At 70.6% G+C, this 24,544-nt stretch carries 16 protein-coding genes; 4 read left to right on the forward strand and 12 right to left on the reverse strand.

Features of this window, described 5'->3' with window-relative positions:
- Positions 1–19: 19 nt before the first annotated feature.
- Together ACFTZL_RS05095 and ACFTZL_RS05100 are read right to left on the reverse strand one after the other, a co-directional pair.
- Positions 20–2,674: a cellulose binding domain-containing protein gene (locus ACFTZL_RS05095; RefSeq protein WP_382578417.1), complete on the reverse strand. Its 2,655-nt coding sequence runs from the start codon at positions 2,672–2,674 to the stop codon at positions 20–22.
- Positions 2,675–2,920: 246 nt separating this feature from the next.
- Positions 2,921–5,839, reverse strand: a complete 2,919-nt coding sequence (locus ACFTZL_RS05100; protein WP_382578420.1) for a glycoside hydrolase family 48 protein — start codon at positions 5,837–5,839, stop codon at positions 2,921–2,923.
- 408 nt (positions 5,840–6,247) lie between these two features.
- Here ACFTZL_RS05100 and ACFTZL_RS05105 point away from each other — a divergent pair, with 408 nt between their 5' ends.
- Entirely contained in the window at positions 6,248–7,969 is a 1,722-nt protein-coding gene (locus ACFTZL_RS05105) for a glycoside hydrolase family 6 protein (RefSeq protein ID WP_382578423.1), read from the forward strand.
- 137 nt (positions 7,970–8,106) lie between these two features.
- Complete coding sequence (locus tag ACFTZL_RS05110) at positions 8,107–9,033, forward strand: class I SAM-dependent methyltransferase (RefSeq protein ID WP_382578426.1); 927 nt, start codon at positions 8,107–8,109, stop codon at positions 9,031–9,033.
- A 127-nt stretch (positions 9,034–9,160) separates the two neighbouring features.
- Here the strand turns inward: ACFTZL_RS05110 and ACFTZL_RS05115 are convergent, their stop codons facing one another.
- From ACFTZL_RS05115 to ACFTZL_RS05125, 3 genes are all read right to left on the reverse strand, one after another.
- Positions 9,161–9,952 (reverse strand): aldo/keto reductase, encoded by a 792-nt coding sequence (locus ACFTZL_RS05115; protein WP_382578471.1) that lies wholly within the window; start codon positions 9,950–9,952, stop codon positions 9,161–9,163.
- A gap of 161 nt (positions 9,953–10,113) precedes the next feature.
- Positions 10,114–11,940, reverse strand: coding sequence for an AMP-dependent synthetase/ligase (locus tag ACFTZL_RS05120; protein ID WP_382578427.1), 1,827 nt, complete (start codon positions 11,938–11,940; stop codon positions 10,114–10,116).
- A gap of 298 nt (positions 11,941–12,238) precedes the next feature.
- Complete coding sequence (locus ACFTZL_RS05125) at positions 12,239–13,117, reverse strand: LysR substrate-binding domain-containing protein (RefSeq protein ID WP_382578430.1); 879 nt, start codon at positions 13,115–13,117, stop codon at positions 12,239–12,241.
- A 173-nt stretch (positions 13,118–13,290) separates the two neighbouring features.
- On the opposite strand from ACFTZL_RS05125, the gene ACFTZL_RS05130 reads away from it, so the two are divergent.
- Positions 13,291–14,304: a bile acid:sodium symporter family protein gene (locus ACFTZL_RS05130; protein ID WP_382578474.1), complete on the forward strand. Its 1,014-nt coding sequence runs from the start codon at positions 13,291–13,293 to the stop codon at positions 14,302–14,304.
- Here the strand turns inward: ACFTZL_RS05130 and ACFTZL_RS05135 are convergent.
- The 3 genes from ACFTZL_RS05135 to ACFTZL_RS05145 form a co-directional block, all read right to left on the reverse strand.
- Positions 14,240–15,478 (reverse strand): DUF4185 domain-containing protein, encoded by a 1,239-nt coding sequence (locus ACFTZL_RS05135; RefSeq protein ID WP_382578432.1) that lies wholly within the window; start codon positions 15,476–15,478, stop codon positions 14,240–14,242. The genes ACFTZL_RS05130 and ACFTZL_RS05135 overlap by 65 nt on opposite strands.
- A gap of 11 nt (positions 15,479–15,489) precedes the next feature.
- Positions 15,490–17,361, reverse strand: coding sequence for an exo-alpha-sialidase (locus ACFTZL_RS05140; RefSeq protein WP_382578434.1), 1,872 nt, complete (start codon positions 17,359–17,361; stop codon positions 15,490–15,492).
- Positions 17,362–17,514: 153 nt separating this feature from the next.
- Positions 17,515–18,432 carry a zinc-binding alcohol dehydrogenase family protein gene (locus tag ACFTZL_RS05145; RefSeq protein ID WP_382578476.1) on the reverse strand — a complete coding sequence of 306 codons (918 nt, stop codon included), beginning with the start codon at positions 18,430–18,432 and terminating at the stop codon, positions 17,515–17,517.
- A gap of 103 nt (positions 18,433–18,535) precedes the next feature.
- Between ACFTZL_RS05145 and ACFTZL_RS05150 the strand changes: the two genes are divergently transcribed.
- On the forward strand, positions 18,536–18,973 hold the full coding sequence (locus tag ACFTZL_RS05150) for a MarR family winged helix-turn-helix transcriptional regulator (RefSeq protein ID WP_382578437.1): 438 nt from the start codon (positions 18,536–18,538) through the stop codon (positions 18,971–18,973).
- Positions 18,974–19,079: 106 nt separating this feature from the next.
- Here the strand turns inward: ACFTZL_RS05150 and fdhD are convergent, their stop codons facing one another.
- Genes fdhD through ACFTZL_RS05170 form a run of 4 tightly spaced genes read right to left on the reverse strand, consistent with a single transcriptional unit; the run spans position 19,080 to position 24,542 of the window.
- A complete protein-coding gene (fdhD, locus tag ACFTZL_RS05155) occupies positions 19,080–19,928 on the reverse strand; it encodes a formate dehydrogenase accessory sulfurtransferase FdhD (RefSeq protein WP_382578439.1) in 849 nt (282 codons plus the stop codon).
- A gap of 7 nt (positions 19,929–19,935) precedes the next feature.
- Positions 19,936–20,796, reverse strand: coding sequence for a 2Fe-2S iron-sulfur cluster-binding protein (locus tag ACFTZL_RS05160; protein ID WP_382578441.1), 861 nt, complete (start codon positions 20,794–20,796; stop codon positions 19,936–19,938).
- Positions 20,793–22,616 (reverse strand): NADH-ubiquinone oxidoreductase-F iron-sulfur binding region domain-containing protein, encoded by a 1,824-nt coding sequence (locus tag ACFTZL_RS05165; RefSeq protein WP_382578443.1) that lies wholly within the window; start codon positions 22,614–22,616, stop codon positions 20,793–20,795. Before ACFTZL_RS05165 ends, ACFTZL_RS05160 begins: the two co-directional genes overlap by 4 nt.
- Before the next feature lie 6 nt (positions 22,617–22,622).
- On the reverse strand, positions 22,623–24,542 hold the full coding sequence (locus ACFTZL_RS05170; protein WP_382578445.1) for a molybdopterin oxidoreductase family protein: 1,920 nt from the start codon (positions 24,540–24,542) through the stop codon (positions 22,623–22,625).
- Positions 24,543–24,544: the final 2 nt, after the last annotated feature.

Consider the following 24,544-nt stretch of genomic DNA (forward strand, 5'->3'; position numbering starts at 1 on the left):
GGTCGGGACGGCAGGGCCGTCAGGCGACCGTGCAGGTCTGGTCAGCCAGCTTGAACGTGGTCGGTTTCGAGTTCGTCCCCGACCAGTTCGCGGTGAAGCCGAAGCTCACCGACGAGCCCGCGGTCACGTTCGCGTTCCAGCCGACGTTCTTCGCCGTCACCGTCGAACCCGACTGCGCGGCCTCGGCGTTCCAGGCCTGGGTCAGCTTCTGCCCGTCGGGGAAGGGCCAGCTCAGCGACCAGCCGTTCCATGTGCCGGTACCGGTGTTGGTGAGCTGGACGTCCGCCTGGAAGCCGCCCGACCACTGGTTGGTGACCTTGTACGTCACCTTGCAGGCGCCCGTCGGGGTCGGGTCGGGGCCCGGCCCCGGGTCCGTCGTGCCGCCGTCGGAGCTGTCGCCGTAGATGACGCCCCGGCCGTTCGTCGAGACGTAGACACGGCCGTAGATCCTCGGGTCGCCGGTGATGGCCCCGCCGGTCCAACCCCACTGGTGGGCATCGTCGTTGATGCGTGTCCAGCTCGCGCCCTTGTCCGTGGAGCGGAAGATGCCGCGTACGCCGCCGATCTTCGCGCTCGTGTAGAGGGTCTGGTAGGACGCGCCGGGCGCCGCCTTGCCGAAGCCGATCGTGTCGGCCTGCGCGACGTTCGAGAGCTTCGTGAAGCTCGCCCCGCCGTCCGTGGAGTGCCACAGTCCGTACACCCCGTCGCTCGCGCCGCCCGCCAGCCACACATCGCCCTTCCCGCCGGGCAGGGCCTTGAAGCGGACGCTGTCGCCGCTCGGCAGTCCGCCGGCCGGGGACTCCTTGAACGTCGCCCCGCCGTCCGTACTGACGTAGAACTTCCCGGACTTGAAGCCGTAGAAGGTCTTCGGATCGACCCGGTCCGACTCGACGACCGCCCCGGAGGGGATTCCGCCGGAGGCCTGCCAGGACGTGCCGAAGCCCGTCGCGTAGTGCACGCCGGCGCCCTGCGGGCTCCACACGAACCGGCTCCCGTCGGCCGCCGCCGCGATCGTGCCGCCGCCGCTCACCCCCGAAGGGTCGGTGCCCGCGAACCAGTTGGCGCCGTTGTCCGTCGAGAACGCGATGTGCGGGCCCGAGTCGAGGTTGCCGACCCGGACGACCGTGTTCGGGCTCGACTCCGCGAAGTCCAGGCTCGTGGTCGTCGTGAAGTTCGGCTGCGTGAACATCATCGACGGCACCTTGGTCAGGTCCGTGTGGCGGAAGCCGCCGACATCGCCGAGCGCGCTGAGCAGCGGGGCACCGGACGGGGGAGAGGCCAGGTCGTTGACCGCCGTCTCCTCCAGGCCCCGCACCATCGGCTTGACGGTGAACTTCCCGCCGCTGTCCCAGTTCGTGAGGTTCTCGGTGCCGTAGATCGTCGCGCCCGTCCCGTACATCATGCGAGCGGAGTCGAACGGGTCGATCTCCATCGACTCCGTCATCCAGCCCAGCTTCGGGGTCTGTTCGGGAGGCGCCGGGTTCGCGCCCCACGTCAGCCACGGCGAGGACGAGACGTCCATCGTGTAGCGGTTCTCGCGGTTGGGGTACGACGTGTAGTCCCACGCCTTGGTCCAGGTCGCCCCGCTGTCCGTGGAGCGGAAGATCTGCGTGTCCGGCCACCAGGCGCTGTACGCCGTGGCCATGACCGTGCCCGGCTTCTGCCTGTCCACCGTGAGCCCGCTGAAGCCGTAGAACGTGTCGGCCTCCGCCACCGGGCTGATGTTCGTCCAGGTCCCGGTCCCGGTCGCGTACCGCCACAGCCGGCCCTTGCCGCCGTCGTACGGGCCGCCCTTGTCGCTGTAGGCGACGTAGAGGTGGCCGTTCTTCGCGTCCAGGACGCCCTTGTGGGCGAGCTGGCCCGTCGGCTGTCCGGCCAGCCGCTGCCAGGTCGCGCCCGCGTCCGTCGAGCGGTACACCGCGTTCTCCGCGTCGGCGACCCCGACGTAGAGCGTCTTCGTGGCGTTGCCCGACGTGCCCGTGGACTCGTCGAAGGTGACCCAGACGATGCCCTGGTTGTCGGACGCGTAGCCGGACGTGTCGCTCGGATCCTGCACGTAGTTTCCGACGTTCGGGAAGTTCGACACCTGCGACCACGTCACGCCCGAGTCCGTCGACCGCCACAGCCCCTTGCCGCTGGGCGCGCCCAGGTACAGCACGCTGTTCCGGTTCGGGTCGATCGCCAGCCGCTCGCCCATGCCACGCCCCGGCATGTTGCCGCCCAGCTTGAACGGCAGATTCGCCTTCTGCCAGCTCGCGCCCCGGTCGGAAGACCGCATGACCGCGCCGTTCTTCGGGTCCCAGCCGTTGGTGTACGTCCCGACCGCCGCGTACACCCGGTTCGGATCGACGGAGTCGGACGCGATGCTGACCACACCCGTGTGCCCCCAGTCGTCCCACCCGACCGAGTCCAGCAGCGGCGTCCAGGTCTTCGACGACTCCTGCCAGCGGTACGCGCCGCCGATGTCGGTACGGGCGTAGGCGAGGTTCTTCTCGCTGCGGTTGAAGACGATCCCGGGGACGAAGCCGCCCCCGTCGATCCGGGCGTTCTTCCAGGCGTACGTGTCCGCGGCGAGCTTCGCCGACGGGGGATCGGCGGCCAGAGCGGTGGGGGCGCCCGACAGCAGCCCGGCGGCCAGCGCGAGTACGGCGGTGAGGATACGGGTTCTTCGCACGGTGGGGTTCCTTCCGTGAGGGGGAACGTGCGATGACCGGGCGGCCCCCAGTGCGGGTGGGGACCGCCCGGCCGTGGTGGCCCCGCGTCAGGTGCGGGGCCAAGCACGCAGAGCTTCGGACGCACCTGTTTGTGTCTTGGGGGCGCGGGGCTGCATCGATATGCGGCTCCGCCGCGTGCGCGCGACCAGCCACAGCCGGGCCCGCAGCCGAAGTACCCGCCCCACCCGCGGAGCGCCCGGCGGGGACTATTCGAGAAGCTCCGCGTACGAGCCCATGGCCAAGGCGATATCCGCCTGAGCCCAGAACCGGTGATACGTGAAGGACGGAACCGCACCGCCCGCCAGATAACTCTCGATCTTCGACCAGGCGGGATCGTCCTCGTAGAAGGACCGGATCGAGTCGAACGTCGACGACGAGTTGATCGCGTCACCGTTCGGCATCGTGCCCGTCCAGCCAGTGGGGATGTACACCGAATCGTCGAACCGGTTGTAGTCGGCCCGGTTCTCCGGAACGGCGATCCCGAGCGCGTCCTGGTGGTTGTCCCACATCCCGTCCAGCAGCTTCTTCGCCGCCGCGGCGGCCTCCGTGTCACCGGAGCGGTCGGCGTAGTACGTCAGGGTCTTGGCGTACGAGGCCGCCACACCGACATCGTTCGTGTAGTCGGCGACGGTGACCCGCAGTCCGCTGTTGGAACCCGGGCTGGAGGCGTTCCAGGTGTCGGGCTGGCCCGACCACTGCAGCGTCGACGGAATCCGGAACGTGCCGTCCGGGTTGAACGTGGTCTTGGACAGCGCCCAGTCGACCCACTTGTCGAGGACCGTCTTGGCCTGCGCGTTCCCCGTCTGCTGGTACAGCTCGGCGACCCGCTCCATGGACCACGCCTGGAAGCCGAACCACTGGTTGGACGGCGGGTCGTGATACACGGGCTTCTCGTCGTAGTACATGCCGTAGAACGTCGACTTCCCGGCGGGCGGGGTCGCGTACCGGCCCGCCCAGCTGTTGGTCGCGCCGCCGGCGATGGCACCCTCGCTCGACTGCAGCCAGCGGTAGAACTCGAGCTGCCGGTCGAGGGACTTGGCCCAGTCCGCCGCGCCCGTCGCCGACTTCGGCTTCAGCGGGGCGTAGCTGCTGAGCGCGTACGCGGCCAGCGGGTTCTGGTAGCCGCCGTGGGCGTGGCTGGAGCCGATGCGCCAGGCCCAGCCGGCATTCGTGTCGGTGGCGCCGCCCCAGGCGTAGTACCAGGACATCAGGTAGAACGAGGCGTCCTTGCCGGTGCCCGCCGGGCAGGCCGACGGTCCGACGCAGTTGCCGACCTTCTTGAAGTACTTGTCGAACATGGAGTAGCGCAGGTAGTCGCCCATCTTGGCGGCCTTGCCCACCGTCGCGGAGACGGCGGAGCCCTTGCCCTGCTCCTTCGCCCACAGGTCGGCCCAGTAGGCGGCCTGCACGGCCCGCGCGTCGGCGTCCGGTGCGTTGGTGAACTTCCACTGCTTGGCGTAGGAGGCGTCACCGGTGAACAGGTCGAGATAGCCGTTCTTGCCGCCGTACTTGAAGGCGTCACAGGTCGGCTGCGGGACCGTCTCCCACACCGACTCCTGCGAGCCGCGCTGGAAGGTGTTGATGTACGACGGGCCGGTGTCCGACGGGCCCGCCTCGCACTTGCCGGGCGAGTTGCCGTAGCCGTAGACGTTGTCGACGTCCTGCAGCCAGTGCATGCCGTAGACGTCGTCCGTGCCGTACGCGCTCTTCAGCTCACCGGCGATGGGGTCGGACCCGACCGAGACACCGGTGTCGAGCTTGGCCGGGTACTCGTTCGGGGTGTCCAGCTCGGGGGCGTAGGTCGCCGGCTTGGACGCGTTGTAGAAGGAGTTGGTCGGCTGGTCGGCGCGGGTGGGGATCATGTACTTCTCCATGAGGTCCCACGCGCCATTGAACTTGGCCCAGTCGCCGGTCACCTTGCCGTACATGGCCTGGAGCCACAGGAGGTAGCTGTACGCCTCCGAGGTGGTCTCGTGGCCGTGGTCCGGCGCCTCGACGATCAGCGTCTCGACCGAGTGGTAGGGGATGCCCTCGGGGGAGAAGTAGCCGTTCGCGGGGTTGGTGATCTTCCCGTAGAGCTCCAGGAAGCGGGCGTCGTAGGTCTTCGCCGCCGCGAGCTGGGTCACGGTGACCGAGGCCTTGGCATGGCCCGTCGCCGTCGACTCGAAGACCGCCGAGCCGGTGCCGGAGCCCGCCGCCGTGACGGTCACCTTCTGCGCGGTGTTCCAGTTCTGCGGTGTGAAGGTGAGCGAGGCGCCGGACGTGACCGACAGGCCCGAGTTGCCGCTCGCGCGGGCCGATGTCACCGTCACGTTGGACGCCGGCTGCTTGGACAGCTTCACCTCGTAGGTGCCCGACTTGCCCGACTGGACGCCCAGTTGGAGCGGCGAGGCGACGACGGTGGGACCGGAGGCGACCGTGATGCCGACCGGGGTTGAGTCGGCGGAGGCGCCCATGCTGTCGTAGGCCTTCGCGACCAGGGAATGACTGCCCACGGTCAAGTCGGAGACCGAGAGCGCGTAAGGCGCACTCGTGTCGGTCCCCAGCAGCCTGGTGTCGTCGTAGAACTCCACCTTGCTGATCGTGGCGTTGTCCGCGGCCGCCGCCGTGGCCGCCAGCGGGACCGCCTGCCCCTGGCTGTAGACGGCGCCGGCGGAAGGGCTGGTCAGCACGGCGATCGGCGGCTGGTGCGCGCCGGTGCAGGCAGTGCCGTTGACCGAGAAGGACGTCGGCGCGGCGTTGCCGCCGCTGTAGGTGAACTGGGCGCCGGTGGAGACGGCGGCGCCCGCGGCGACCCGCGCGTTGTGGGGGGCGTTCTTGACGGTGATGTTCTGGCCGGACTGCGACCAGGTGCCGTTCCAGCCGTTCCCCAGCTTCTGGTTGCCGGAGTAGGCGTAGGTCAGCGTCCATCCGTCGATGGCGTCCGTGCCGCGGTTGGTGAGGGTCAGATCCGCGGTGAAGCCGGAGCCCCAGTCGTTCGTCTTGTAATCGACACTGCACTGAAGTGCGGCCGCCTGAGCGGGAGTCGACCCTGAGGAGAGCATCGTCAACGGAAGCGCGAGAGCTGCGACGGCGGCGATCCACACGCGCCGCACCGCTCCTCGTCTCCGGGGTGGGGGATGCATGGTGCTGGTTCCTCCTTGCGGCTCGGAGAAGTCAAGGCTTGAACCAGTGGGAGCGCTCCCATCGTGAGGACGGGTGTGGTATCGGTCAAGGGCCTTGAAGAGTCGAAAAGATTCGACGCCGCATGTTGAGCGAAAGTCAGCGACTCCCCTGTTCTTTGCAGACACTTGGCGCTACCTTCCTTGACACCAGTGGGAGCGATTCCATCAGTCGGCGCGTCCGTCACGGCGTGCCCGGCCTGCAAGGAGTCGCTCATGCGACACCTCTCGCGTTCAGTACTTTGAGCCGCCCTCAGCGCGGTCGTCCCCGTCTGCGCGAGTGCCATGCCGGGTTCCTCAGTTCCTCATGTCCTTGTCGGAGCGCGCCCTGAACGGCTGACACCCTCACCAGCGAAAGGGAAACCCGCACTCATGAGCCGTACGAGAACTGCGTTACTGGCCGCCATGGCCCTGGTCGCCGGCGCGACCGGCACGGCGTTCGCCGTCGATCCGGGCAGCGCCGGCATCGCCGCCGTCCCCTGCACCGTCGACTACAAGATCCAGAACCAGTGGAGCACCGGCTTCACCGCCGCCGTGACCGTCACCAACAACAGCGCCGCCAAGTCGTCGTGGTCGCTGAAGTGGTCCTACGCCGGCAACCAGCAGGTCACCAGCGGCTGGAACGCCAAGCTGAGCCAGAGCGGCGCCGCCGTCACCGCGGCCAACGAGAGCTACAACGCGCAGCTCTCGACCGGCGCTTCGGTCAGCTTCGGCTTCCAGGGCAGCTACAGCGGCAGCAACGCGATCCCGGCCACGTTCACCCTCGACGGCGTCACCTGCAACGTCGACGACGGCGGCAACCCTGGGCCGACCGACCCGCCGGGCCCCGGCGGCCCGTCCAACCGGGTCGACAACCCTTATGCCGGCGCCAAGGTGTACGTGAACCCGGAGTGGTCGGCCAAGGCCGCCGCCGAGCCGGGCGGCAGCCGCGTCTCCAGCCAGCCGACCGGCGTCTGGCTGGACCGGACCGCCGCGATCAACGGTGCGGGGGGCAAGATGGGCCTGCGCGCCCACCTCGACGAGGCGCTCCGCCAGAAGGGCTCCGGCGAGCTGGTCGTCCAGCTCGTCATCTACAACCTGCCCGGCCGTGACTGCTCCGCCCTCGCCTCCAACGGCGAGCTGAAGCCCGACGAGATCGGCCGCTACAAGACGGAGTACATCGACCCGATCAAGGCGATCCTCGCCGACTCGAAGTACTCCTCGCTGCGGATCGTCACCACGGTCGAGATCGACTCGCTGCCGAACCTCGTCACCAACACCGGCAGTCGCCCCACGGCCGTCCCGCAGTGCGACGTGATGAAGGCCAACGGCAACTACGTCAAGGGTGTCGGTTACGCGCTGAACAAGCTCGGCGACGTGCCGAACGTCTACAACTACGTCGACGCCGGCCACCACGGCTGGATCGGCTGGGACGACAACTTCGGCCCCTCCGCGACCCTGTTCAAGGAGGCGGCCACCGCCGAGGGCGCGACGGTCAACGACGTCCACGGCTTCATCACCAACACCGCGAACTACAGCGCCCTGAAGGAGAACAACTTCACCATCAACGACAACGTGGCCGGCAAGTCCGTCCGCGAGTCGAAGTGGGTCGACTGGAACCGCTACGTCGACGAGCTGTCCTTCGCCCAGGGCTTCCGCAACCAGCTGGTCTCGGCCGGCTTCAACTCCGGCATCGGCATGCTGATCGACACCTCCCGCAACGGCTGGGGCGGCGCCGCCCGGCCCACCGGCCCCGGTGCGCAGACCTCCGTCGACACTTATGTCGACGGCGGCCGTTACGACCGCCGCATCCACCCCGGCAACTGGTGCAACCAGTCCGGAGCCGGCCTCGGCGAGCGCCCGAAGGCTGCTCCGGCCGCCGGGATCGACGCGTACGTGTGGATGAAGCCCCCGGGCGAGTCCGACGGGTCGAGCAAGGCGATCCCGAACGACGAGGGCAAGGGCTTCGACCGCATGTGCGACCCGACCTACGAAGGCAACCCGCGCAACAACAACCACATGTCCGGTGCCCTGCCGGACGCGCCGCTGTCCGGGCAGTGGTTCTCCGCCCAGTTCCGGCAGCTGATGCAGAACGCGTACCCGCCGCTGTCCTGAGCGGCTGACACCCCGTCCCCACGGGTCCGCCGGGGCTTCGGCCCCGGCGGATCATTTTTGCGGGAGCGGCAACAGCGGTGGCCTTCTCCCGGTGCGTCGGCGCAGTCTGGCGGCATCCGAGGGAGAGGCTGACCACCATGGCGCACGACCACGACCACGACCACGACCACGATCACGGCAGTCACGATCACGGCAGTCACGATCACGGCCGTCACGACCACACGCACCTCGACTGGGCCGCGATGGCTCCGAGGCTGGAGTCCCAGGCAGAGCTGTTCGCTTCCCTGTACGAGCGGGCCATGGGCTGGCTGGCGCACGAGGTGACCGAGCCGGGCTTGATCGTCGACGCGGGCAGCGGGCCGGGCGTCGTGTCGTGTCTGTTCGCCGAGACGTTCCCGGGCGCGCGGATCGTCGCGGTGGACGGCTCCGAGCCGCTGCTGGAACGCGCGCGAGCACGGGCCGAGCTGCTGGGCGTCGCCGACCGCTTCGGCACGATCGCCGGTGAACTCCCCGATGTGCTCGACCAGTTGGACTACCCGGCCGACCTGCTCTGGGCGAGCCGCAGCCTGCACCACCTCGGTGACCAGCGGGCCGCGCTCGCCGCGTTCGCGGCCCGGCTGGCGCCCGGCGGCACGCTGGCCCTCATGGAGGGCGGCCTGCCCGCACGGTATCTGCCGCGTGACATCGGTATCGGCCGGCCCGGGCTCCAGGCGCGCCTCGACGCGCTGGAGGCGGAGTGGTTCACGCGGATGCGGACGGAGCTGCCGGGTTATGTCGCGGAGACGGAGGACTGGCCGGCCCTGCTGGCGTCGGCGGGGCTGAAGCCGGGCAGGACGCACACCTTCCTGCTGGACCTGCCCGCACCCGTCTCGGACCGGGCCCGTGAGTATGTCGTCGGGTCCCTGTCACATCTGCGGGAGCGGATTCCGGACGGCTTCGACGCGGACGATCTCGCCACCCTCGACCGGCTTCTCGATCCCGACGACGAGGCGGGTCTGTACCGGCGGGCGGATGTGTTCGTGCTGGAGGCGCACACGGTGCACACGGCGGTTCGGGCGGTCTGAGCAGGGCCCCCCATCGCCGGACCCCCATCTCCGGATCCCCATCGCCGGACCTCCACCGCCCCGGACAGCACGACTGCCCGCAGCCGAGTGACAGGCTGCGGGCAGTCGTAGGGCCGAGAGGGAGGGCTCAGGCTCCGTCGAACGTCGCCGGGTCCGGGCCGATGCGACGGTCCTCGTTGAGGGCGCTGATGGCCGCCAGGTCCTCGGTGTCCAGCTCGAAGTCGAAGACCTCGATGTTCTCCTTGATCCGCGACGGCGTCACGGACTTCGGGATCACCACGTTGCCGAGCTGGATGTGCCAGCGGAGCACGACCTGGGCCGGCGTGCGGTTGTGCTTCTGGGCGATGGCCACGACCGCCGGGACCTCCAGCAGGCCCTTGCCCTGGCCGAGGGGCGACCAGGCCTCCGTGGCGATGCCCTGCGCCGCGTGGTACTCACGGGCGGCGCTCTGCTGCAGGTGCGGGTGCAGCTCGATCTGGTTCACCGCCGGGACGACCGACGTCTCGCCGATCAGCCGCTCCAGGTGCTCGGGCAGGAAGTTGGAGACACCGATGGCCCGGATCCGGCCGTCGGCGTGCAGCTTCTCGAACGCCTTGTACGTGTCGATGTACGTGTCCTTGGCCGGCAGCGGCCAGTGGATCAGGTACAGGTCGACGTAGTCCAGGCCGAGCTTCTCCAGCGACGTGTCGAAGGCGCGCAGGGTGGAGTCGTACCCCTGGTCGGCGTTCCAGAGCTTGGTGGTGACGAAGAGCTCCTCGCGGGGGAGACCGGCGGCGGCGATGGCCTTGCCGGTGCCCTCCTCGTTGCCGTAGATCGCCGCTGTGTCGATGCTGCGGTACCCGGCCTCCAGCGCCGTCGCGACGGCCGACTCGGCCTCGTCGTCCGGCACCTGCCAGACGCCGAACCCGAGCTGGGGCATCTCGATGCCGTTGTTCAGGGTGATCTGGGGGACCTTGCTCACGAGCTCTCGAATCCTTAGGTATGTGGTCGGGTGTACTCCCATCGTCAACGATCACGAGCCGTGATGCATTCCTGACGGGAGAATTCAGACGGGCGGCACACCATCCGTTAACAGGCAGTTCATGCCCGGTAGAGGGCCTCGACCTCGTTCTCGTACGCCTTTTCGATCGCCTTGCGCTTCAGTTTCAGGGACGGGGTCAGCAGCCCGTGCTCCTCGGTGAACGGCTGGGCCAGGATGCGGAAGGTGCGGATCGACTCGGCCTGCGAGACCAGGGTGTTGGCCGCGACCACCGCGCGCCGCACCTCCGTCTCCAGGTCCGCGTCCCGCACCAGCTCCGCCGCGGAGAGCTGCGGCTTGTTCCGCATCGTCAGCCAGTGCTCCACGGCCTCCTGGTCGAGGGTCACGAGGGCGGCGATGTACGGGCGGTCGTTGCCGACGACGATGCACTGGTTGACCAGCGGATGGTCCCGGACGCGTTCCTCCAGCACACCGGGCGAAACGCTCTTGCCGCCCGATGTGACCAGGATCTCCTTCTTGCGGCCGGTGATGGTGAGGTAGCCGTCCTCGTCGAGCGAGCCGAGGTCGCCGGTGGCCAGCCAGCCGTCGTGCAGGGTCTCGTCCGTGGCCTTGGGATTGTTGAGGTAGCCCTGGAAGACGTTCTGGCCGTGCAGCCAGATCTCGCCGTCGTCCGCGAGATGCACGGTCATGCCCGGGATGGGCTGGCCGACCGTGCCGAACCGGGTGCGTCCGGGCGGGTTGGCGGTCGCGGCGGCCGTGGACTCGGTCAGGCCGTAGCCCTCGTAGATGTGCACGCCCGCCCCGGCCCAGAACAGACCGAGCCGTCGGTCCATCGCCGAGCCGCCCGACATGGCGTGCCGGATCCGGCCGCCCATCGCGGCGCGGATCTTGGAGTAGACGAGCTTGTCGAAGAGCTGGTGCTGCATGCGCAGCCCCGCCGAGGGGCCGGGTCCCATGCCCCAGGCCTTGGCCTCGACGGCGTCCGCGTACTTGATGGCGATGTCCGTGGCCTTCTCGAACGGGCCGGAGCGGCCCTCCTTCTCGGCCTTGCGGCGGGCCGCGTTGAACACCTTCTCGAAGATGTACGGCACGGCCAGGAAGAACGTCGGCTTGAACGCGGCCAGATCGGGCAGCAGGGCCGCCGCGTTGAGCTGGGGCTGATGGCCGAATTTCACCCCTCCGCGGATCGCCGCGACCTGGACCATCCGCCCGAAGACGTGCGCGAGCGGCAGGAACAGCAGGGTGGCGGCCTCGTCGCCCCGCTTGGAGTGGAACACCGGCTCCCAGCGCTCGATGACGGTGTCCGCCTCGTACGCGAAGTTGCCGTGCGTGATGACACAGCCCTTGGGGCGTCCGGTCGTGCCCGAGGTGTAGATGATCGTGGCGACCGAGTCGGGCGTGACGGCCTGGCGGTGGCGGTGCACCACCTCGTCGTCGAGGTGCGCGCCGGCGTCGTACAGCTCGTGCACGGCGCCGGAGTCGAGCTGCCACAGGCGGCGTAGCTGCGGCAGCCGGTCGATGACGGTGGCGATCGTCATCGCGTGGTCCTCGTGCTCCACGATCGCGGCCGTCACCTCGGCGTCGTACAGCATCCAGAAACACTGCTCGGCCGAGGACGTCGGGTAGATCGGCACGACCTGGGCGCCGATCGCCCACAGCGCGTAGTCGAACAGCGTCCACTCGTAGCGCGTACGGGACATGATCGCGACCCGGTCGCCGAACCGGATGCCGCTCGCCAGCAGGCCCTTGGCCAGGGCGAGCACCTCGTCACGGAACTCGGCGGCGGTGACATCCCGCCACTGCCCCGCGTCGTCCTTGCGGCCCAGGGCGATGTACAGCGGGTCATCCTGGGCATGCTCGAAGACCACGTCGGCCAGACCGCCCACCGGAGGTGCCAACGCCAACGGAGGGTTGGTGAACTCGCGCAAACCCCGCTCCCCGCTCCTCAGCGCTTCTGTTGAGTGACGCTCCGCACAGCGCCGTGAAAGCTACCCCACCGGGCCAGGGTGCGGGAGGGGGGTCGAAGGTGAGCAGCGCTCTCATCGGCGCTGGTCAGCAAGGGAAAAAGCGCTCACATGGGGAAGGGTCGGACAGATTACTGACGGTTGAGTAAGTTTCGGTGGCGCAATCTCCACCGAATCTGTACGACTCCAGGCGCGGTGCGGAGCGACCTGAGAGGGGTCTCTTCTGTCAGCGCGGCAGCGGCGGATTCCGTCACTCCGGTTGTCACAGGTCCTTGCGTGAGCTGCGGTGCAGCCGGTCCCCGCTCGCCAGGATCGCCGCCGCCAGGGCGTCCGCCGCGCCCGGTGCGGAGGGGCGGCGCCGGCCGTGGACCACCACGAAATCGACCTGCCCCAGTTCCGGCAGACCCGCCCGGTCCGGTACCCGGACCAGGCCCGGCGGGATGAGGCCACGGGAGTGGGCCATCACGCCGAGGCCCGCGCGGGCCGCCGCGACGAGGCCGTTGAGGCTGCCGCTCGTGCACACCACACGCCAGTCGCGGCCCTGCCGCTCCAGCGCCTCCAGGGCGAGCGCGCGGGTGATGCCCGGCGGCGGGTAGACGATCAGCGGCACCGGGCGGTCCGGGTCGAGCCGGAGGCGTTCCGCGCCGATCCACACCAGCCTGTCGTGCCGGACCAGCTCGCCGCGCGGGTCCTCGGGGCGCCGCTTGGCCAGCACGAGGTCCAGCTTCCCGGCCGCCAGGTGTTCGTGCAGCGTGCCCGACAGCTCGACCGTGAGCTCCAGGTCGACCTCCGGGTGGTCGTGCCGGAAGCCCTCGAGGATCTCGGGCAGCCGGGTCAGCACGAAGTCCTCGGAGGCGCCGAAGCGCAGCCGGCCCCGCAGCCGGGTGCCCGTGAAGAACGCCGTCGCCTGCTCGTGCACCTCCAGGATCCGGCGCGCGAAGCCGAGCATGGCCTCGCCGTCCTCGGTCAGCTCCACCGAGTGCGTGTCCCGGGTGAACAGCGTCCGCCCCGTGGCGTCCTCCAGCCGCCGCACGTGCTGGCTGACCGTCGACTGCCGCAGCCCGAGTCGCCGCGCGGCCTGCGTGAAGCTCAGCGTCTGCGCCACCGACAGGAAGGTGCGCAGATGGGAGGGGTCGTACATGGCCCCCAGGTTATCGCGAGGTTATCGCGGAGCGCGATGACAGTCAGAGCGGTATACGGGATTCCCGATCGCCGGGCCGAGGAGCAGGATGGGAGGGGGCCTCCCCGGCCCTGTATCGCCTGTACGTACCGAGCAAGTGGAGCACCGTGAAACGCCTGCGCCGGCCGCGCCGGATGCCGATCGACCCGTACATCCTTCTCCTGCTGGCGACCGTGGGAGTGGCCGCACTGTTCCCGGCCCGCGGGTCGGCCGCCGATGTGGCGTCCGGGGCCTCCACGGCGGCGATCGCCTTCCTGTTCTTCCTCTACGGCGCCCGGCTCTCCACCCGTGAGGCGCTGGACGGCCTGCGGCACTGGCGGCTCCACATCACGGTCCTGGCCGCCACCTTCGTCGTCTTCCCGCTGCTCGGCCTCGCGGCCCGCGGGCTGGTGCCGGTGATCCTCACGGACCCGCTCTACCAGGGTCTGCTCTTCCTCACGCTCGTCCCGTCGACCGTCCAGTCGTCGATCGCCTTCACCTCGATGGCCCGCGGCAACGTGCCCGCCGCGATCTGCGCGGGCTCCTTCTCCTCCCTGATCGGCATCGTCGCCACCCCGCTGCTCGCGGCCTCGCTGCTCGGCGGCAGCGGCGGCGGCTTCTCCGCCGACTCGCTGCTGAAGATCGTGCTGCAACTGCTCGTGCCGTTCCTCGCCGGACAGTTGCTGCGCCGCTGGATCGGTGGCTTCGTCACCCGCCACAAGAAGATCCTGGGCCTCGTGGACCGCGGTTCGATCCTGCTCGTCGTCTACACCGCGTTCAGCCAGGGCATGGTGCAGGGCATCTGGCACCAGGTCAGCCCCGCCCGGCTGGGTGGGCTGCTCGTCGTCGAGGCCGTGATCCTCGCCGTGATGCTGCTGCTGACCTGGTACGGCGGCAAGGGGCTGGGCTTCAGCCGGGAGGACCGGATCACCCTGCAGTTCGCCGGCTCGAAGAAGTCCCTGGCCTCCGGACTGCCCATGGCGAGCGTCCTGTTCGGCGCGCACGCCTCGCTGGCCGTGCTGCCGCTGATGCTCTTCCACCAGATGCAGCTCATGGTGTGCGCGGTGATCGCCAAGCGCCGCTCGCACGACCCGCGCGCGGAGGTCACTCCGCCGGAGCCAGCCGCAGAGCCACGAACCGCGGTCGGTACAGGGACACGTTCCGGCTGAGCTGGGCCGCCGCGCCGGTCGTCTCCAGCCAGTTGACGTCGTAGCTCAGGACGAGCCGTCCGTCGCCGCTCAGCACCGGATGGACCTGCGGGTTGTAGGCGGCCACCTGGCCCTGCGGCAGCGACGGGCTGAACTCCTTCGCCGGCCCGTGCCAGGGCCCGGCCGGGGAGCACGCCCAGTACGAGGCCACGGTGGTCAGGCCCTTCGTGCCCGTGGCCATCGTGAACAGCACGTACGTGCCGCCGTCCCGGACGACCGAGAACGCGCTGCCGACGCCCCTGCGCTGCCCGTCCCCGAGCACCGGCCGGGGGCGGGCGGCGGCCGCCCACGCCGAGCCGTTCCAGTACCGCCAGGCCGCCGGATCCCCGAGCCTGCCCTCCCGTACGCGCGCCACGTAGGCGTGCGAGGCCGGGCGGGAGGCGGCCTGGCCGTCGTCGCCGCCGAAGACGTACGTCCAGCCGTCCTCCTCGACCAGCGTCGTGCCGAACAGCACACGCCGGGACGGGTCGGGGACCAACTGCTGGTCGAGCACCTTGACGATCGACTCCAGGCGCAGATCGGGCAGCGACAGGGTGGCGACCTCGGTCGCGGTGGGCACGCCGTAGATCCACGGGGCCTGGCCGGCCGTGCGCACCCACAGCAGCACCCGGACCACCTGCTCGGAGGAGCCGGGGGAGCGGGGCTCGACGCGGGCGGCGACCGGCCAGCGCCACTGGTTCGGCGCCGGGTCGGCGAAGAGCGGGGCGGGGAGGGTGCTCTCCAGCCGGCCCTCGCGCATCAGCACGGCCGAGTTGCGCACCAGCGGCGCGGCCGTGTCCCGCCAGGCGTAGGACTCGCCGGCCGGGTTGGGCGGGCCGTACACCCGGCCCAGGAAGGTGTCGGAGAACAGCCACAGCACCCGGCCGTCGGGCAGCCGCAGCGAGTGCGTGCCGTCGCCGCCGGTCCAGTCGTCGGTGCGGCTCGCGTCGTCGCCGTAGCGGGCGAACTCGGCGGTGAGGCCGTCGTCCGCCTGCCAGGAGTCCACCGTCCGCGCCCGGCAGGCACCGTCGTCGTCCGGACTCTCGTCCTCCGGCAGGGCGACGAGCAGCGCGGCACCGAGAACCAGGACCAGCAGCAGGCCGATCCCGGTTCCCGTGCGCTGTCGTGCTCGTGCTGCGTCTGCGTCGTCGGGCACGCTCCGTGACGTTAGTTGCTGTCGCTCACCTGGTCCATGGGCAGCCACAGGACGGTGCCCTCGGCGGCCGCTCCCGAAGCACCGGACGCCAACTCCCGGTCGGACAGCGCCCGGTTCCAGACGCGGACGTCGTCGATCGCCCCGCTGAGGAACGCCCTGCTGTCCATCCGCTGGCCGATGTGCACACCGAACGGGGAGTTACGGCTCACCGAGCCCGGCACGTCCGCCGTGGTGAGCGGTGTGCCGTCGAGGAAGAGCGTCAGCTCGCCTCCACCCCGGCGCAGCGCCAGATGGTGCCAGCGTCCGTCGTTGTGAGCGCCGTCGGTCCACACCGAGGCCGACCTGACGGTCGAGGCGCCCGACCGGGTGGTGATGAGCCCCCGGACCCGGTCGCTCGCCGGCTCCCCGCGCAGCCAGATCTGCGGCTGGGTGCTGCCGATGCCGCCCATCCACAGGAAGGGCTGTTCGCCGGTCGTGGCCGTGTAGCGGAAGAACAACGACGCGGTGAAGTCGCCTTCGCCGAGCGGGAGCCGGGACCGGTACGGCAGCCGTACGGCGTCGTCGGTGCCGTCGAAGGACAGCGCACCGCCGCGGACGCCGGTGGTCCGGCCCGCACCGCCGAGCACGGCTGCGGGCGTCGCGGCCGACGCGGCGTCACGGGTGGTCGGGTCGGGGCCCCGGCGCGGTTTCAGCCAGTCCTCGGTGAAGCGGGCGAAGCGGATCTCGTCGCGGGCGTCGACCGCGCCGCCTTCGTACAGCAGGCCCACCGTCGTGCCGTCGACCGCAGCCATGTCGGAGTAGCCGGACCAGTCGGTGGTGACGACCGTGCCCCGGTCCACGGTGTCCCAGGTGCGGCCGCCGTCGTAGGAGGAGCGGACCATCATCGTGCGGCGGCGGTCGGGGTCGGCCGGAGCGGACAGCAGGAGGCGATTGCCCAGGCGCACGGTCGCGCCCTGGACCTGCGGGGTGTAGAGGTCCGGGAGGTCGCGGAAGGGCGTGGCGAAGCTGTCGCCGCCGTCCCGGCTGAGGGTCTGGGCACGGTGGCCCAGATCGGTGCCGTCCTGTTCCCTGCCGCTGACGAGGACGGCGCCGTCGGTGCGTTCGGTGAGCGTCACCTCGGACGGCTTCTGCCGGAACGTGCCGTCCTGGGCTATGGGCCAGGAGTCCGTGGCGCCGACCCGCCAGCGGTCGCCGCCGTCGTCGCTGACGATGAGCGCGGCGTGGTTCGCGGTGACCCGGCTGCCGTCCCACGTCTCGGTGTTGACGCCGAACACCAGCCGCCCGGCGTGCTTGCCGCGGGTGAGCTGGATGCCGTGCACGGGCCCGGTGGCGTACCAGGAGTTCCAGTGCGCGGGCAGGATCTGATCGCTCAGGTCGCGCGGCTTCGACCAGGTCCTGCCGTCGTCGTCGCTGTGCTGCAGATGCGGGGTGCGGTCGCAGGGGACGGTGCAGTTCCCGGCGTCCGTACGGCCGGTGTTGTACGTCTCGGCCAGCAGGATCCGGCCGGTCCCGCGGTCCACGAGGGGCGCCGGGTTGCCGTGCGTGTCGCCGGCGCCCTCGGTGACGACCTGGAGCGGTCCCCAGGTGCGCCCGCCGTCGGTGGAGCGCTTGAGGACGATGTCGATGTCGGCCGCGTCACCGCAGTTGAGGACGCGGCCCTCGGCGAAGGCGAGCAGTGTGCCGGCCGTGGTCCGTACGATCGCCGGGATGCGGAAACAGGCGTAGCCGGGGTCCTGGGAGGCCTTGAAGAGGACCTGCTGGTCGAACTCCGGTAAGGCCGTGGCCGGTCGGGCCTGGGCGGGGAGGGCCGGCGCGAGCAGTGCCGCGGCGGCGAGAACGGTTGTCAGGGTGGATCTCAGACGTGCGCGAAGACTTGACGGCATGGTGCGACCTGCCCTTCATGCGTCTGTCGGCTGGACCACCGAGGCATGGGAACGGCATCCGGGCGGCAGATGCGGACAACCGGACATCCCACGTCCCATGTGTGGAGCCACAGACGGTACTTGGACTCACAGACCCCCCACAAGAAGCGTGCGTCAGGGGATCAGGACGACCTTTCCGTGGTTGGCCCGCGCCTCGATCTCCCCGTGTGCCTTCGCGGCGTCCGCCAGGGCGAACTCCCCGTGGACCACGGGCTTGAGCTCTCCCGCCGCGAACAGCCGCCACAGCTCTTCGCGCCACCGCTCGTACAACTCCGGTTTCCCGCGGGCGATACGGGCCATCTGGAACCCGATCACCGACTTGGCGCCCACCAGCAGGTCGTACGCCTGGACGGTCCCGCCGCCCGAGCTGTAGGCCACCAGCCGTCCCTCCGGGGCGAGTGCGGCGAGGACCCGGGTGAGCAGTGCGCCGCCGACCGCGTCCAGGGCGTAGTCGGCGGGCGCGCCCCAACTGTCGTCGTCGTACGTGACGACGTGGTCGGCGCCCAGGCCGCGGACGAAGCCGGCCTTCGCCGGGTCGGAGACCGCCCCCACGACCCGTCCGGCGCCCCGCGTCCTGGCCAGTTGCACGGCCAGATGGCCGACACCGCTCGCCGCCGCCGTGACCAGGGCCGCCTCGCCGGGCTCGGGCCGCGCCGCCTCCAGGGCGCCGAGGGCGACCAGGCCGCTGCGGACCAGGGCGACCGCGTCGACGGCGCGGGCACCGGCCGGGACAGGGGAGGCCATGGCCTCGTGCAGGAGGGCGAAGTCGGCGTAGCCGTGGCCGAAGCAGAGCCCCGTCACCCGGTCGCCGGTGCCGAAGCGCGTGACGCCCTCGCCTACGGCCGTCACCTCCCCGGCGATCTCGCCGCCGAGCGGGCCCGGCTCGGCCGCCTCGGTGACCTTGCGTACGACCGGGAGCGTGACGCCGATCGCCTGTGCGCGTACGAGCAGTTCTCCGGGGCCGGGCTCGGGGACCGGGGTCTCCTCCACGAACAGGGGGCCGCCTCGGGATTCGTAGCGGACGCGGCGCATCGCACCTCCGGGGTCGTTGGTCATCCCAATGAAGTCGTTGGGAGGCCCAACGGTATAGGACGATCATAGGAAGGACCAACGATTTCTTGGTTAGGCTGCGGCCATGTCGGAAGCCCCTCTGCCCGCGATCCGCTCCCTGCCCAGCTGGCTGCTCGGCCGCGCCGCCGCCCGCGGCCGGACCCTGGTGGCCGAGGCGCTGGCCGAGGAGGACATGAGGATGTGGCATCACGTGGTGCTGTCCGCCGTCCGTGACCTCGGCCCCGTCGCCCAGGCCGACCTCGGCCGCGGGATCCGGCTCGACCCCAAGGACCTGGTCGGCATCCTCGACGACCTCCAGTCGGCGGACCTGGTGGTGCGCGAGCCGGACCCGAGGGACCGCCGCAAGAACGCGGTGTCCCTCACCCCACGGGGCGCCCGGCTGCTCAAGCGCTGCGAGAAGGCGGCCCGGACCGCCAACGACGAGCTGCTCGCCCCGCTGTCGGCGGCCGAACGCGAGCAGTTCACCGGGATGCTGCGACGGATATCCGGCACGGACGGCTGAAGCCGCGGACCGAGGCCGGGACGACGCATTCGAGACGGGGCCCCTGCGGCGCAGGGGGCGCTCCCCGCCGGTCGGGGCCCCGCCGCCGTGTCGCGGAGGAACCTGTTCAGCCCTGGGCGGCCGCCGCCCGCAGAGCGATCCGGTCCTCACCCGCGTACACGTTCATGGAGCTGCCCCGCAGAAAGCCCACCAGCGTCAGGCCCGTCTCGCAGGCCAGATCCACCGCCAGTGACGACGGCGCCGACACCGCGGCCAGGACCGGCAGGCCGGCCATCACGGCCTTCTGCGCCAGCTCGAAGGAGGCCCGGCCCGAGACGAGCAGGATCGTCCGCGACAGCGGCAGATCCCCGTTCTGCAGGGCGCGGCCGACCAGCTTGTCGACCGCGTTGTGCCGGCCCACGTCCTCCCGGACGTCCAGCAGCTCGCCGTCCTCCGTGAACAGGGCGGCCGCGTGCAGGCCCCCGGTCCGGTCGAAGACCCGCTGGGCCGCGCGCAGCCGGTCGGGCAGGCTCGCGAGCAGCTCCGGGGTGACCCGGACCGGGGGAGTGTCGGCTATGGGCCACCGCGCCGTGGTGCGCACCGCGTCCAGCGACGCCTTGCCGCACAGGCCGCAGGAGGAGGTGGTGTAGACGTTCCGCTCCAGCGTGATGTCGGGGATCACCACGTCCGGGGCCGTCTTGACGTCGACGATGTTGTACGTGTTCGAGCCGTCGACCGTCGCCCCGGCGCAGTAGACGATGTTCTGGAGGTCGTCCTGCCCGCCCAGCACCCCCTCGCTCACCAGGAAGCCCGCGGCCAGGGCGAAGTCGTCGCCCGGGGTGCGCATGGTGATCGCCAGAGGCTTGCCGTTGAGCCGGATCTCCAGGGGTTCCTCCGCGACGAGCGTGTCCGGGCGGCTGGAGACCGCCCCGTCCCTGATGCGGAGCACCTTGCGTCGTTCCGTGACTCGTCCCATGTCCTGATCAGCCCCGGTTCTGTACGTGCTGGTAGCCGAAGCGGCCCTTGATGCAGAGATTGCCGTGGGTCACCGGGTTGTCGTGCGGCGAGGTGACCTTCACGATCTCATTGTCCTGCACGTGCAGTGTCAGGTTGCAGCCCACTCCGCAGTACGCGCACACCGTGGTCGTCTCCGTCTGCCGCGACTCGTCCCACGTGCCGGCCGCGCGCATGTCGAACTCGGACTTGAAGGACAGCGCGCCCGTGGGACACACCTCGATGCAGTTCCCGCAGTACACGCACGCCGAGTCGGTCAGCGGCGCGTCGTGCTCCACGGCGATCCGGGCGTCGAAACCGCGCCCGGCGACCGAGATCGCGAAGGTGTTCTGCCACTGGTCGCCGCAGGCGTCCACGCATTTGTAGCAAAGGATGCATTTATCGTAGTCACGTACATACAGGTCGTTGTCGACCTTCGGTTCCTCGTTGAGCCGGGCCGCGTCCGGGCCGAAGCGGTCCGGCTTCGCCTCGTACTCCTTGAGCCACTCGGCGACCTTCGGGGTCGTCGACAGGTCCACGGAGGACGCGAGCAGTTCGAGGACGATCTTCCGGCTGTGCCGTGCCCGTTCGGTGTCGGTGCGCACCTCCATGCCGGGCTCGGCCTTGCGGGAGCAGGCCGGGACGAGGGTCCTGGCCCCCTCGACCTCGACGACGCAGACGCGGCAGGCGTTCTTGGGCCGGAGCGTGTCGCCCTCGCACAGGGTCGGGACGTCCTTCCCGGCGGCCCGGCAGGCGTCGAGGATCGTCGAGCCCTCGGGCGCCCGCACCGGCTCCCCGTCGAGCGTGAACTCCAGCAGACGGCGCGGGATCCCCAGCGGTGTGACGGTCATTCGTACGCCCCCAGACGGTCGATGGCGGATTCCACGGCGTTCCACGCGGTCTGCCCGAGACCGCAGATCGAGGCGTCCCGCATCGCGCGGCCCACCTCCCGCAGCAGGGCGATGTCCCCGGCGGCGTCGGCGCCGGTGCGCTCCACGATCCGGTGCAGCGCCTCCTCCTGCCGCACGGTCCCGACCCGGCACGGCACGCACTGCCCGCACGACTCGTCCCGGAAGAACTCGGCGATGCGCAGCAGCAGCCGGGGCAGGGGCACGCTGTCGTCGAAGGCCATCACGACCCCCGAGCCGAGCGTCGTGCCCGCCTCCCGCGTCCCCTCGAAGGTGAGCGGGATGCCGAGCTCGTCGGCCCGGACGAAACCGCCCGCCGCCCCGCCGAGCAGTACCGCCCGCAGCCCCTCCCGCACCCCGGCGAGCGCGAGCAGATCGCCCAGCGTCGCGCCGAACGGCAGCTCGTAGACACCGGGCCGCTCCACACTCCCCGAGACGCAGTACAGCTTCGGTCCGGTGGACCGGTCCGTGCCGATCGCCGCGTAGGCCGGGGCGCCCATCGTGAGGATCGGCAGGACGTTGACCAGCGTCTCGACGTTGTTCTCCACCGTCGGCTTGCCGAACAGGCCCTTCTCCACCGGGAACGGCGGCTTCGAACGGGGCTCGCCCCGGTAGCCCTCGATGGAGTTGAACAGGGCCGTCTCCTCACCGCAGATGTAGGCGCCCGCGCCGCGCCGGATCTCGAGGTCGAAGGCGTAGCCCTGGCCGAGGATGTCGTCACCGAGCAGCCCACGGGCGCGTGCCTGCGCGATCGCGTGCTCCAGCCGGTGCAGCGCGCGCGGGTACTCGCCGCGCAGATAGAGATAGCCCCGGTGGGCGCCGGTCGCGTACGCGGCGATCGTCATCGCCTCGACCAGCGCGTACGGGTCGCCCTCCATGAGCACCCGGTCCTTGAAGGTGCCCGGCTCGGACTCGTCGGCGTTGCAGACGAGGTAGTGCGGATGATCGGGCTGGGACGCCGTGGCCTGCCACTTGCGGCCCGTGGGGAAGGCGGCACCGCCGCGCCCGACCAGACCCGAGTCGGTGACCTCGCGGATCACCCCGGCCGGGCCCAGCTCGAAGGCCCGGCGCAGAGCGGTGTAGCCGCCGTGGGCGCGGTAGTCGTCGAGGGAGGCCGGGTCGACCACGCCGACGCGCTGGAGCAGCATCAGCCCGTCCTGCCCGGCCTGGGGGACCGCCAGGGGCGCGGGCGGCTCCTCCGGCGCCGAGTCGGGCGCACTCGCGGCGAGGACGGCCTGTTCGACGGTCGCCGGCGCCGACACCGCCGTACGCACAGGATCCCCGGCCCTGATCGCGAGCGCCGCCGGGGCCCGTTCGCACAGGCCCAGACACGGGCTGCGCTCCACCGCGACACCGCTGCCGAGGCCGAGTCGGGCCTCGATCCCGGCGCACAGCTCCGGCGCCCCGACCGCCGCGCACGCCAGGTCCGTGCAGACATGGAGCACGGTCGCCGGACGGGGCTTGACCGAGAACATGGCGTAGAAGGTGGCGACCCCGTACGCCTCCGCCGGCGGTACCGTCAGCCGTCGGCACAGGTAGTCGAGGGCGCCGTCGCTGATCCAGCCGATCCGGTCGTTGACCGCGTGCAGCCCCGGCAACAGCAGGTCGCGGCGGTCCCGGGCCGCGCGCCCGCCCCGGGCCCACCTGAGATCGGCGTCGGAGCGATCGGCGCCCTCCCAGGAGGACTCCGGAGGCCCGAGCAGGGCGTCGACGGCCGCCCGCTCCTCGTCCGTCGGCTTGCTGTCACCGAAGTGCAGGTCCACAGTGCGTCACCCCACGATGGTCGCGATGGGCAGCTTCTCGATCCGGATCGCCGACGCCTTGAACTCCGCCGTCCCCGCGATCGGGCAGTTCGCCTCGATCGTCAGCGCGTTGGTGTCCACCTCGTCCGGGAAGTGCATGGTCATGAAGGCGAGCCCGGGCCGCAGCGCGGTGTCCACCCACACGGGCGCGGTCACCGACCCGCGCCGTGAGGTGACCTGGACCTGCTCACCGACCACGACCCCGTAGCGCTCAGCGTCCTCCGGGCACAGCTCGATGAACTCGCCGCGCCGCAGCGGCGAGGCGTAACCGCCGCTCTGCACACCGGTGTTGTACGAGTCGAGCCGCCGCCCGGTGGTCAGCCGGATCGGGTACCGCTCGTCGGTGAGGTCCACGGGCGGGTCGTGCTGCACGATCCCGAAGGGGGCTAGCCGGCCACGTGCCGAGGGCTCGGGCTCCCACAACCGGCCGTGCAGATAGCTCGGTTCGAGCCGGTCCGTGCTGGGGCACGGCCACTGGATGCCCTGGTGCTCCTCCAGACGCTCGTACGTCATGCCGTGGTGGTCGGGCGAGATGGACCTCAGCTCGTTCCACACGGTCTCGGCGTCGGCGTACTTCCAGTCGTGGCCGAGGCGGGCCGCGAGGTCGCAGAGGATGTCGATGTCCTCGCGCGCCTCGCCGGGCGGGGTGACGGCCCTGCGGACGCGCTGCACCCGCCGCTCGCTGTTGGTGGTCGTGCCCTCGGTCTCCGCCCAGCCGGCGGTGGCCGGCAGGACGACATCCGCGAGTTCGGCCGTCTTCGTGAGGAAGATGTCCTGCACGACGAGGAAGTCCAGGGCCTGGAGGCGCCGTACGGCCTGCTCGCTGTCGGCCTCCGACTGGGCCGGGTTCTCGCCGATGCAGTAGACGGCCTTGAGGCTGCCGTCCTCCATCGCCTCGAACATCTCCGTGAGGTTCAGGCCGTAGTGCGGCTGGATGACGGTGTCCCAGGCCGACTCGAACTTCAGCCGGGTGTCCGGGTCGAGGATGTCCTGGAAGCCCGGCAGCCGGTTGGGGATCGCGCCCATGTCGCCGCCGCCCTGCACGTTGTTCTGCCCGCGCAGGGGTTGCAGGCCCGAGCCGTAGCGGCCGACATGGCCGGTGAGCAGGGACAGGTTGATCAGCGCGCGGACGTTGTCGGTGCCGTTGTGGTGCTCGGTGATGCCGAGGGTCCAGCAGAGCTGGGCGCGCTCGGCACGGGCGTAGGCGTGCGCCAGCTCGCGGACGGCGGCGGCCGGTACGCCCGTCACCTTCTCGGCGAGCGACAGCGTCCAGGGCTCGACCAGCGCCCTGTACTCCTCGAAGCCGGTGGTCGCCCGCTCGACGAACGCCTCGTTGGCGAGGCCCGCGTGGATGATCTCGCGGCCGATCGCGTGCGCCATCGGGATGTCGGTGCCGACGTTGAGACCGAGCCAGCTCTCCGCCCACTCGGCGGTCGAGGTCCGGCGCGGATCGACCGCGTACATCCGCGCGCCGTTCCTGATCCCCTTCAGCACGTGCTGGAAGAAGATCGGGTGCGCGAAGCGGGCGTTGGAGCCCCACATCACGACGAGGTCCGTGTGCTCGATCTCCTCGTACGACGACGTCCCGCCGCCCGAGCCGAACGCCGCCGACAGGCCGGCCACGCTCGGGGCGTGGCAGGTGCGGTTGCAGGAGTCGACGTTGTTGGTGCCCATGACGACCCGGGCGAACTTCTGCGCCACGTAGTTCATCTCGTTGGTGGCGCGGGCGCAGCTGAACATCCCGAAGGCGCCGCGGTTGCCGGCGATGCCCCGGGCGGCCCGGTCCAGGGCCTCCTCCCAGCTCGCCTGCCGGAACGGCTCGTCGCGGGAGTCCCGTACGAGCGGGTGAGTCAGCCGGGTGTAGGTCTTCGGTTGCCGTTTCCTCATAC

Source organism: Streptomyces sp. NPDC056948, assembly GCF_042674225.1.
In the GTDB taxonomy this organism is placed as follows: domain Bacteria; phylum Actinomycetota; class Actinomycetes; order Streptomycetales; family Streptomycetaceae; genus Streptomyces; species Streptomyces purpurascens.